Source organism: Actinomadura sp. NPDC048032 (assembly GCF_040653175.1).
Classification (GTDB): domain Bacteria; phylum Actinomycetota; class Actinomycetes; order Streptosporangiales; family Streptosporangiaceae; genus Spirillospora; species Spirillospora verrucosospora.
The window spans coordinates 1-10,148 of sequence record NZ_JBEZJP010000303.1 but is presented as its reverse complement, the minus strand read 5'-3'; the positions used below and the strand labels follow the sequence as shown (position 1 = coordinate 10,148).

Genomic DNA, 10,148 nt, shown 5'->3' with positions numbered 1-10,148 from the left:
GGGGACGTTCAGCGCCTCCAGCTTTCCGCCCGACATGTAGGCGTGGTAGCCGCCGCGGTGGGCGCGGGGCCGGAACGGCAGCGCCACCTCGGCGCCCGGGTACTGTGCCTTCACGTACTGCGCGGTCTGGCTCATGTTCGAGCCGGGCGCGATCGCCACGGCGCCCCTGAGGCGGATGTCGCGGGGCTCCTGCTTCGCCGCCGCCGTGTAGAGCGTCGCCTGGCCGCCCTGGCTGTGGCCGGCGACGAACCAGTCGCGCCCGATGCGGGGGTCCGTCCTGCGGGCGGCCCGGACGATGTCGGTGACGGTGTTGGCCTCGCTGGCCCCGTTCATGTACGGGTGCCCGCCGGGCGTGCCGAGTCCCTCGTAGTCGGTCTGGACGACCGCGAAGCCGTTCGCGACCCACTTGTCCAGGTACGCCTCGGTGAGCGACAGGTAGTCGCGCACCGGGCCGCCCGGGGCGTCGGCGGACGGAGCGCAGGCGTCGGCGGTCCCGGTGGTGCCGTGCGCCCAGCTCAGCACCGGCCAGCCGCCGGGCGGCGGGGTGCCCTTCGGGACGGCGACGGTGCCCGTGACCGTGATCCGCTTCCCGCCCACGCCCTCGGAGGCGTAGGTGACGAACCGGTTCTTCGCCGCGCTCGGCAGCGCCGCCAGGTTCGTCAGCGGCCTGCTTTCGAGCAGCTTCCCGCGCTGCGCCGGGGCGGCCTGCGCGGGGGCCGCGGCGATCCCGGCCAGCACGGCGCACGCGGCCGCCGCGACGGCGGCCCTTCCCATCGATCTCACGTGTGGTTCCTCCTGATGTCCTGGACGGCGCGGTAGGCGAAGGCCATGGCCGACCCGATCGGCACGCCGGGCCCCGGGTAGACGGGGCCCGTGAACGAGGCGCTGGTGTTGCCGGCGGCGTAGAGCCCGGGGACGGGACGGCCCGAGCCGTCCAGGACGCGGGCGTCGGCGTCGGTGCGCAGCCCGCCCTTCGTCCCGAGGTCGCTCAGGACGACCCGCGCGGCGAGGTAGGGCGGCCGGACGACGGGCACGACGCACGGCCCGCCGCCGGAGAAGTACAGGTCGTAGGGGTCCTCGCCGCGGTGGAAGTCCTCGTCCGCGCCCTTGGCGGCGAAGCCGTTGAACCGCTCGACCGTGGCGGCGAGCGCGTCCGCGGGGAGCCCGATCATCCCGGCAAGCTCCGGCAGGGTGCCCGCCTGGACCCAGGCGCCCGAGGCGAGCTGCTCGTCCGCCCGCAGCGGCGGGACGGAGATCGCGGGCAGGCCGCCCGCCCGCGCGTCCCAGATCAGATGGAACGGTCCCTCCGCGGCGGCCATCCGGCGTCCCATCCGGTCGTAGGGGAGGGACTCGTTGGCGAACCGGCGGCCCGAGCCGTCCACGACCAGCCCGCCGCGGAACCCGAGGGTGAACGCGGGCCGTCCGTCGGGGGCGAGCAGGCCGGGGCAGAACCACGCCTGGTCCAGCAGTCCGGTGGACGCGCCGATCCGGACGGCGGCCTCGATCGCGTCGCCGGTGTTCGCGCCGCCGGGGGCCATCGTCAGGCCGGCGCCGCCCGGCACGCCGCGCTCGGCCCGCAGCGCGGCGGACGACTCGAAACCGCCCGCCGCCAGCAGGACGCCGCGCCGGGCCCGCAGCCGCACCGGGCCGTCCGCGGTCATCGCCGTGACCCCGGTCACCCGGCCGTCCTCGACGACCAGGTCGGTCAGCGCGGTCCGCGTGCGGATCTCCCCGGACCCGGTCGCGGTGACCGCCAGGAGCAGCCGCCCGATCAGCGCCCGGCCCTGCACCAGCGGCTTGGACGCCGAGTGCCCCCGGCCCGCCCGGTCCCGGTCGACCGGCGGGCGGACGAGCGCGGCGAGCTCCCCGAGCCGCTCGGCCGGAAGTTCGACCGGGACGAACGACCGGCCCATGTCCAGGCGCCCGGGCGCGTCGAAGTAGTCGGGGAACGCCTGGAAACGGAACTCGATCGCCGGGTCCCTCTCCAGGAAGTCCACCAGCTCAGGGGCTGTTTCCAGGAACGCCTCGCGGCGCTCGGCCTCGGCGTCGCCGAGCAGCGCCCGCAGGTAGGTCCGCGCGCCCTCGGTCGAGTCGCCGAGCCCGGCGCGCTCCTGGACCCGCGTCCCCGGCAGCCAGATCGCCGCACCCGAGTACGCGGACGTCCCGCCGAGCAGGCCCGTCTTCTCCAGGACGGCGGTCCGCAGGCCGCCCGAGGCGGCGGCGAGCGCGCCCGCCATCGCCCCGGCCCCGGAGCCGGCGACCACCACGTCGTACTCGTCGTCCCACCCGGCTCGTCCCATGTGGCATGCCCTCCGACCTCGGGTTCTCAGCGCGGGCACACCGTAGGGCGCGGTCCGGGCGGGGAGGGGCGGCCCGTCCCACTGACCGGTACGGACGTTCGCGGGGACGGCCCGGAGCCCGGATATTGTTCCCTGGCAGGACGGGAAGGATCGCAGGACGGAAAGGACCGGGGGAGGACCGTGGCGAGGATCGCAGCGGGCAGGCTGTCCGCCGAGCCGAGCTCGCCGGAGCAGCACGACCGGCGCGAGCGCATCCTGCGCGCCGCGTCGCGCATCGGCGCGGAGAAGTCCCTCGAACGCGTCCAGATGCACGAGGTCGCGAAGGCCGCCGGGGTCGCGATCGGCACCCTGTACCGGTACTTCCCGTCCAAGGTCCACCTGTTCACCGCGGTCATGGCCAAGCAGGTCGACCGGCTCCGCGACCAGGTCACCGAGCCCGCGCCCGGCACGAGCCCCGAGGACGCGGTCGCCGACCTGCTGGTGCAGGCCAGCCGGCACCTCATGGCGCAGCCGGTCCTGTCGACGTCGATGCTGCACGCGTCCAACACCGCCCACGTCGCGACCGTCGCCGACACCGTCCACATCGACAGCACGTTCCGGGAGATCCTGCTGCGGGCGGTGGGGATCGAGGTGCCGACCGCGCAGGACGTCACCCTCGTCCGGCTGCTGATGCAGTGCTGGTACGGCGTCCTCCAGTCGAGCCTGAACGGCCGCGCGTCGATGGCCGACGTCGAGAGCGACATCCGCCTCGCCTGCCGGCTGCTGCTCGCGCCCCGCTCGAACGCTCCGGGAAGCGGCGCCGCGCGCCCCGCGCCGCACGCCTCCCAGTGATCGGGACGGCCCCGGCGGACGTCCCGCGGCCGGGCTAGCGTGCCGCCATGAATCGCTTTGACGGCGTGAAAGTGCTGCTCACCGGGGCCGCGTCGGGCATCGGACGGGCCACCGCGATCCGCCTGGCCGCCGAGGGCGCCGCGGTGTACGCCGTGGACCTCTCGGAGGAGGGCCTCGCCGGGACGGCGGCCGCGGCGGGCGGTCCCGGCACCGTCGCCACCCGGGTGGCGGACGTCACCGACGAGGCCGCCGTGATCGCGACCGTGGCGGACGCGGCGGCGGCGCTCGGCGGCATCGACGTGCTCGTCAACGTCGCGGGCGTCCACAGGACCACCCCGATCGAGACCCTCACGGTGGACGACCTCCACCGGATGTTCTCCGTCAACCTCGTCGGCACCGCCCTGTTCTGCCGCGAGGCGCTCAGGCACCTCCCCGACCGCACCGGCGTGATCGTCAACACCGCCTCGCTGTCGGCGACGCAGGGCAACCCGTTCATGACGGCGTACTCGGCGTCCAAGGGCGCCGTGCTGGCGTTCTCGCTGAGCCTCGCCGCCGAGCTGGCCGCCCGCCGCATCCGCGTCGTGCCGATCTCCCCGGGGGCCGTCGACACCCCGCTGACCCGGGCGCCGGGCATGTTCCCGGACGGCCTGGACCTCACCTACTTCTCCAAGATCCGCTCCTACTACGGCGCGGCCGAGCCCGAGCAGATCGCGGCCGCGATCGCGTTCGCCGCCTCGTCCGACGCCGCCTACTTCACCGGCGCCGACCTCCGCGTGGACGGCGGCGCCCACACCTGAGAGGGACCACCATGGCACGCACCATCGCCGTCAGCGGGACGGCGTCCGGCATCGGGAAGACGCTCGCCGGGCTGCTGCGCGAGCAGGGGGACACGGTCGTCGGGGTCGACCTGCGCGACGCCGACGTGTGCGCCGACCTCGGCGGCGCCGAGGGACGGTCGCGGGCGGTCGCCGAGGTGCTGGACCTGTGCGGCGGCACCCTGGACGCCGTCGTCGCCTGCGCCGGCGTCTCCGACTTCACCGAGCTGCCCGTCAAGGTCAACTACTTCGGCGTCGTCGCGCTGATGGAGGGCCTGCGCCCCGCGCTGGCCAGGGCGGAGGCCCCGCGCGCGGCCGTCGTCGGGTCGATCGCCGGCACGCACCCGGCGGACGAGGAGACCGTGCGGGCCTGCCTGGCCGGGGACGAGCCCGCCGCGCTGGAGGCGGCGGCGAAGGTCGTCGCGGCCGGCGCGGGCAACCGGACGTACCCGTCGTCGAAGGCGGCGCTGGCGCGGTGGATGCGCCGCGCGAGCGTCACCCCCGAGTGGGCCGGCGAGGGAATCCCCCTCAACGCGATCGCGCCGGGCGTGGTCAGGACGCCGATGAGCGCGCCGCTGTTCGAGGACGAGGCGATGCTCAAGGTGATGAACGAGGCCGTCCCCATGCCGCTGAACGGCTACGCCGGTCCCGAGGTGATCGCCGAGGCCCTGCGCTGGCTGGTGTCGCCCGCCAACACCCATATGACCGGCCAGGTCATCTACGTGGACGGCGGCGCCGAGGCGACCCTGCGCGGCCCGGACGTCTTCTGAACGGCCGCCGGCCCGCCCCGCGCGACGCGCGGGGGGCCGGCGTCGCGCCTCAGTGCCTGCTGGTGCCGGTGTCGTCGAGCGCGGCGACGCTGTAGGCGGCGTAGGTCCGGTGCGGCTCGCGCCCCTCGAAGTACGGGGTGATCTGCTCGCCGAGCTCCTCGACGGAGAAGACGCCGTCCGCGGCGGTGAACTTGTGCTCCACGGTCGGCGCGGCCATCAGCGCGACCATGTCGCCGTACACCACGAACACCTGCCCGCTGATCTTCTCCGCCGCCGGGGACGCGAGGTAGCCGACGAATGTCCCGACCCGCTCGGGCGCCATGGAGTCCAGCCCGCCGGGGGAGGTGCCCTCGGCGAACGTCGCCTCGGTCATCGCCGTCCGGGCGCGGGGGCAGATCGCGTTGGCGCGCACCCCGTACCGGCCGAGGCCCGCCGCCGTCGACAGCGTCAGCGCGACGATGCCGGCCTTCGCCGCCGAGTAGTTCGGCTGGCCCGCCGACCCGAACAGGAACGCCTCCGACGCGGTGTTGACCACCCGCCCGTAGACCGGGCCGCCCGCGGCCTTGCTGGCGGCCCGCCAGTGCACGGCTGCGGCCCGCGACACCGCCGCGTGCCCCTTCAGGTGGACGCGGACGACGTCGTCCCAGTCCGACTCCGACAGGTTGAACAGCATCTTGTCGCGCAGCACGCCCGCGTTGTTGACCAGGACGTCCAGCGAGCCGAACGTGTCGACGGCGGCCGACACCAGCGTGTCGCCCATCGACCAGTCGCCGACGTCCCCCGTCACCGCGACGGCCTGGCCGCCCGCCTGCTCGATCTCGGCGACGACCTCCTCGGCGGCCGGTCCCATGTCGTTGACGACGACGTTGGCGCCCCGCGCGGCCAGGGCGAGGGCCTCGCAGCGGCCCAGCCCCGCGCCCGCGCCGGTGACGACGGCGGTACGGCCCGCCAGGGAGAGGTCGGCGTTCATCTGAGCCTCCGGGTCGGTGTGGGGAACGTCCGCCGGGAGGCTAGTACGTATTCTAGTTCCGCCACCGGAGACGTCCCGCTGAGCGGGTCCGCAGCGGCCGTTCGACCGGCGTGGACCGCTGAGTGGGACAGCCGTTGCCCGCGAATGAGAATGAATTCTAGTCTCGCGCCATGACGCTGAACCTGGCGACCCTCTTCGAGGCGGTGGCCGCGGCCGTGCCCGGCCGTCCCGCCCTCGTCTGCGGCGACCGCAGGGCGACCTTCGCCGAACTGGACCGGCGGGCGGACGCCGTGGCGCACCGGCTGCGCGCGGCGGGCGTCGCCCCCGGAGAGCACGTCGGCGTCCACATGCCGAACAGCGCCGAGTACGTCGAGACGCTGCTCGGCTGCCTGAAGGCCCGCGCCGTCCCGGTCAACGTCAACTACCGGTACACCGACCGCGAACTGCGGCACATCTACACCGACGCCGAGCTGGCGGGCCTGGTCGTGGACGCGGAGTTCGCCCCCGCCGCCGCCCGGGTGGCCGGCGACTGCCCCGCGCTCCGCCACGTGACGGTCGTCGGGACCGGCGGCGCCGCGGCATGGCCGCCCCGGATCGACGTCGCCGCCTACGACGCGGACGAGACCGAGCCCGACCCGTCCCTCCGGGAGGGCCGCAGCGCCGACGACCGCTACATCCTCTACACGGGCGGGACCACCGGGCTGCCCAAGGGCGTCGTCTGGCGTCACGAGGACTTCTACATGGCCGCGGTGAAGGGCGGGAACCCCTACGGCGACCCGCACCTCTCCGCCGAGTCCCTCGCCGCCGCCGCGCGCGACGGGTTCGCGCTCAGCTACATGCTCACGATGCCGCTGATGCACGGCGCCGCGACCTACACGCTGCTGATGTCGCTGTTCACCGGCTCCACCGCGGTCCTGATGCGGCGCTTCGACCCGGTCGAGGCCCTCGCCCTGATCGAGCGCGAGAAGCCCATGATCGTCACGGTGGTCGGGGACGCGATCGCGCGCCCGCTCGCCGACGCGATCCGCGCGCACGGCGCCCGCCACGACCTGTCCTCGTTCAGGGTGCTCGGCTCCGGCGGCGCGATCCTGTCGCGCAGCGTCCAGGAGGAGTTCGCCGAGCTGATCCCCGGCCTGCACGTCAACAACGGCTTCGGCGCCTCCGAGTCCGGCGTGGACGGCAGCATCAGCGTGGGCGAGGACGGCCTGATGCGGCTCGCCGCCGGCCCGCACGTCACCGTCGTCGACGCGGACATGAAGCCGGTCCCGCCCGGTTCGGACGAGGTCGGCCACGTCGCCCGCTCCGGCCACGTCCCGCTCGGCTACCACAACGACCCGGTGAGGACCGCCCGGACCTTCCCCGTCATCGACGGCGAGCGCTGGTCGATCCTCGGCGACATGGCCCGCGTCGAGGCCGACGGCACCGTCGTCGTCCTCGGGCGCGGCTCCGGCTGCATCAACACCGGCGGCGAGAAGGTCTTCCCCGAGGAGGTCGAGCAGGCCCTCAAGGCGCACCCGGCGGTGATGGACGCCCTGGTCGCGGGCGTCCCCGACGACCGCTTCGGCGAGCGCGTCGCCGCCGTCGTCGAGCTGCGCACCGGCGCGTCCGCCACCGCCGAGGACCTGCGCATCCACTGCCGCGCGCTCCTGGCGGGCTACAAGATCCCGGCCGTCGTCGCCTTCACCCCCGTCGTCCGCTCCCCGAGCGGCAAGGCCGACTACCGCTGGGCCAGACGCGTCCTCACCGGCGAGCCCACGGCCTGACCTGCCGCCCGATGAACGCCGCCGCGTGTTCCGGGGCGGCGTACCGATCCGCTTGTTCGTAGTGAAGGAGTTTCCGCCATGCCCGAGGCCGTCATCGTCGATGCCGTCCGAACCCCGGTCGGCAAGCGGTACGGGGCCCTGTCGGGGCTCCACCCGGCGCAGTTGCTCGGGGCGGTGCAGCGCGGGCTGCTCGAACGCGCCGGCGTCGACGCCGCGACCGTGGGGCAGGTCGTCGGCGGCTGCGTGACGCAGGCGGGCGAGCAGTCCAACAACGTCACCCGCAACGCCTGGCTGTACGCGGGCCTGCCGTACCAGACGGCGTGCACGACGATCGACTGCGCGTGCGGGTCGTCGCAGCAGGCCGTGCACCTCGTGGCGGGGCTGATCGCGTCCGGGGCGGTGCACACCGGGATCGGCTGCGGCGTCGAGGCGATGAGCCGGGTCTTCCTCGGCCAGGCGCTCACGCCGGAGACCGGCAGCCCGGCGCCGGACGGCTGGGAGCTGGACATGCCCGACCAGTTCACCGCGGCCGAGCGCATCGCGAAGAAGCGCGGCATCACCCGGGAGGACGCGGACGCGTTCGGGCTGGCGTCGCAGGTCAAGGCGAACGCGGCGTGGGCGCGGGACCGCTTCGCGGGCCAGATCCTGGAGATCGAGGCGCCGGTCATGACCAGGGAGGGCCCCACGGGGGAGACCGCCGTCGTGACCCGCGACCAGGGTCTGCGCGACACGACCGCCGAGGCGCTCGCCGGGCTGAAGCCGGTCCTCCCGGACGGCGTCCACACCGCGGGCAACTCGTCGCAGATCAGCGACGGCGCCGCCGCGGTGCTGCTGATGGCGGCGGACCGGGCCGCCGAGCTGGGGCTGCGCCCCCGGGCCCGGATCGTCGCGTCCGGGATGGTGGGCTCCGACCCGTACTACCACCTGGACGGGCCGATCGAGGCGACGCGGCACGTGCTGGACCGGGCCCGGATGACGCTGTCCGACATCGACCTCGTGGAGATCAACGAGGCGTTCGCGTCGGTCGTGCTGTCGTGGGCCTCGGTGCACGGCGCGGACATGGACCGCGTCAACGTCAACGGCGGCGCCATCGCCCTCGGCCACGCGGTCGGCTCCACCGGCGCCCGCCTCATCACCCAGGCCGTGAACGAGCTGGAGCGGTCCGACAGGTCGACCGCCCTCGTCACGATGTGCGCGGGCGGCGCGCACTCCACGGCCACCATCATCGAACGGATCTGAGGAGCACATGACCATCGGGCTGACCGAGGAGCACCGCGACCTCCGCGACGCCGTGCGCGCGTTCACCTCCCGGCAGGTGACCCCCGCGGCCGTCCGCGCCGCCGTGGACGCCGAGCGGGAGAAGGCTCCCGCGTTCTGGGACGACCTCGCCGCGCAGGGCCTGCTCGGCCTGCACCTCCCCGAGGACGCGGGCGGCGCGGGCTACGGGATGGTCGAACTGGCCGTCGTCCTGGAGGAGCTCGGACGGGCCGTCACCCCCGGCCCCTTCCTTCCGACGGTGCTCGCGAGCGCCGTGCTGCACCGCGCGGGACATGCCGAGCACCTGCCGTCCCTCGCCGACGGGAGCGCCGTCGGCGCCGTCGGGCTCGACGCGGGAAGCCTGGCGATCTCCCGCTCGGGCGGCGAGACCATGGTGACCGGCACGTCGGGGCCCGTCCTGGGCGCCCCCCTGGCTGATCTCCTCGTCCTCCCGGCGAAGGACGGCGACGCGACGGCCTGGATCCTGCTGCCCCGGGACGCCGTGAGGGTGGACGAACTGCCCAGCCACGACCTGACCCGGCGACTGGGCAGGGTCGGACCGGAGAACCGGACCGTCCCCGAGGGGGCGGTCCTGGAGATCGGCTCGCAGGCCGTGCGGGACCTCGCGGCGGTGCTGTTCGCCGCCGAGGCGTCCGGCCTGGCGGACCGCGCGACGACCACCGCCGCCGAGTACGCCAAGGTCCGCGAGCAGTTCGGCCGCCCCATCGGGCAGTTCCAGGGGGTCAAGCACCGCTGCGCGCGGATGCTCGCGCACGCCGAACAGGCCCGCGCCTGCGCCTGGGACGCCGCCCGCGCCCACGACGAGGGGCGCGAGCGGGAGGCGTCGCTGGCGGCGGCGGTCGCCGGGGCCACCAGCGTCCAGGCCGCGTTCCAGACGGCGAAGGACTGCGTGCAGACCCTCGGCGGCATCGGCTTCACCTGGGAGCACGACGCGAGCCTCTACCTGCGCCGCGCCCAGACCCTCCGCGTCCTGCTCGGCTCCGCCGCGTCCTGGCGCCGCCGCGTCGCTCGCCTCACCCTCGACGGCGTCCGCCGCGAACTCCGCGTCGAACTCCCCCCGGAGGCCGAGCGGATCCGCGCCGAGGTCCGTGCCGAGCTGGAGCCCGCGAAGGCCCTGGACGGCAAGGAGCGCCTCGCCTACCTCGCCGCCCGCGGCTACACCTCGCCCCACCTGCCCCGGCCCTGGGGCAAGGGCGCCGACGCCGTGTCCCAGCTCGTCATCGCCGAGGAGATGCGCGCCGCCGGCCTGCGCGCCCACGACATGATCATCGGCAACTGGGTGGTGCCGACGCTGATCGCGCACGGTTCGGCCGCCCAGCACGAGCGGGCGACCGCCTACTCTCGGCCCCGACCTCCACCACCCACGCGACCAGATCACCCACACCAAGGCGTGGACACGGCATCAGAGGTGAGCACCCCGG

General features: G+C 74.8%; 9 protein-coding genes. 6 read left to right on the top strand and 3 right to left on the bottom strand.

The genetic code is table 11. The features are described 5' to 3' along the window. On the bottom strand, positions 1 to 774 hold a 774-nt coding region (locus AB0C69_RS30000), incomplete at its 3' end, for a lipase family protein (protein ID WP_360358459.1). 5 nt (positions 775 to 779) lie between these two features. After that, positions 780 to 2,300: an FAD-dependent oxidoreductase gene (locus tag AB0C69_RS29995; protein WP_360358458.1), complete on the bottom strand. Its 1,521-nt coding sequence runs from the start codon at positions 2,298 to 2,300 to the stop codon at positions 780 to 782. A 180-nt stretch (positions 2,301 to 2,480) separates the two neighbouring features. Between AB0C69_RS29995 and AB0C69_RS29990 the strand changes: the two genes are divergently transcribed. Genes AB0C69_RS29990 through AB0C69_RS29980 form a run of 3 tightly spaced genes read left to right on the top strand, consistent with a single transcriptional unit; the run spans position 2,481 to position 4,716 of the window. Then, positions 2,481 to 3,131 carry a TetR family transcriptional regulator gene (locus AB0C69_RS29990; protein ID WP_360358457.1) on the top strand — a complete coding sequence of 217 codons (651 nt, stop codon included), beginning with the start codon at positions 2,481 to 2,483 and terminating at the stop codon, positions 3,129 to 3,131. A gap of 47 nt (positions 3,132 to 3,178) precedes the next feature. Further along, positions 3,179 to 3,928 carry an SDR family oxidoreductase gene (locus tag AB0C69_RS29985; RefSeq protein WP_360358456.1) on the top strand — a complete coding sequence of 250 codons (750 nt, stop codon included), beginning with the start codon at positions 3,179 to 3,181 and terminating at the stop codon, positions 3,926 to 3,928. 11 nt (positions 3,929 to 3,939) lie between these two features. After that, complete coding sequence (locus tag AB0C69_RS29980) at positions 3,940 to 4,716, top strand: SDR family oxidoreductase (RefSeq protein ID WP_360358455.1); 777 nt, start codon at positions 3,940 to 3,942, stop codon at positions 4,714 to 4,716. Positions 4,717 to 4,765: 49 nt separating this feature from the next. Here AB0C69_RS29980 and AB0C69_RS29975 read toward each other — a convergent pair whose 3' ends face one another. Then, complete coding sequence (locus AB0C69_RS29975; RefSeq protein WP_345179288.1) at positions 4,766 to 5,686, bottom strand: 3-oxoacyl-ACP reductase; 921 nt, start codon at positions 5,684 to 5,686, stop codon at positions 4,766 to 4,768. Positions 5,687 to 5,856: 170 nt separating this feature from the next. Here AB0C69_RS29975 and AB0C69_RS29970 point away from each other — a divergent pair, with 170 nt between their 5' ends. The 3 genes from AB0C69_RS29970 to AB0C69_RS29960 all read left to right on the top strand — a co-directional run. After that, positions 5,857 to 7,449 carry an acyl-CoA synthetase gene (locus tag AB0C69_RS29970; RefSeq protein WP_360358454.1) on the top strand — a complete coding sequence of 531 codons (1,593 nt, stop codon included), beginning with the start codon at positions 5,857 to 5,859 and terminating at the stop codon, positions 7,447 to 7,449. A 78-nt stretch (positions 7,450 to 7,527) separates the two neighbouring features. Beyond that, positions 7,528 to 8,688 (top strand): steroid 3-ketoacyl-CoA thiolase, encoded by a 1,161-nt coding sequence (locus AB0C69_RS29965; protein WP_345179291.1) that lies wholly within the window; start codon positions 7,528 to 7,530, stop codon positions 8,686 to 8,688. A gap of 7 nt (positions 8,689 to 8,695) precedes the next feature. Continuing rightward, a partial coding sequence (locus AB0C69_RS29960) for an acyl-CoA dehydrogenase (RefSeq protein WP_360358453.1) occupies positions 8,696 to 10,148 on the top strand: 1,453 nt, incomplete at its 3' end.

Excerpts from the sequence above, each read along its gene's own strand:
- AB0C69_RS29995 (WP_360358458.1), bottom strand. The coding sequence starts at position 2,300 with ATGGGACGAGCCGGGTGGGACGACGAGTACGACGTGGTGGTCGCCGGC.
- AB0C69_RS29980 (WP_360358455.1), top strand. The coding sequence starts at position 3,940 with ATGGCACGCACCATCGCCGTCAGCGGGACGGCGTCCGGCATCGGGAAG.
- AB0C69_RS29965 (WP_345179291.1), top strand. The coding sequence starts at position 7,528 with ATGCCCGAGGCCGTCATCGTCGATGCCGTCCGAACCCCGGTCGGCAAG.
- AB0C69_RS29985 (WP_360358456.1), top strand. The coding sequence starts at position 3,179 with ATGAATCGCTTTGACGGCGTGAAAGTGCTGCTCACCGGGGCCGCGTCG.
- AB0C69_RS29970 (WP_360358454.1), top strand. The coding sequence starts at position 5,857 with ATGACGCTGAACCTGGCGACCCTCTTCGAGGCGGTGGCCGCGGCCGTG.
- AB0C69_RS29975 (WP_345179288.1), bottom strand. The coding sequence starts at position 5,686 with ATGAACGCCGACCTCTCCCTGGCGGGCCGTACCGCCGTCGTCACCGGC.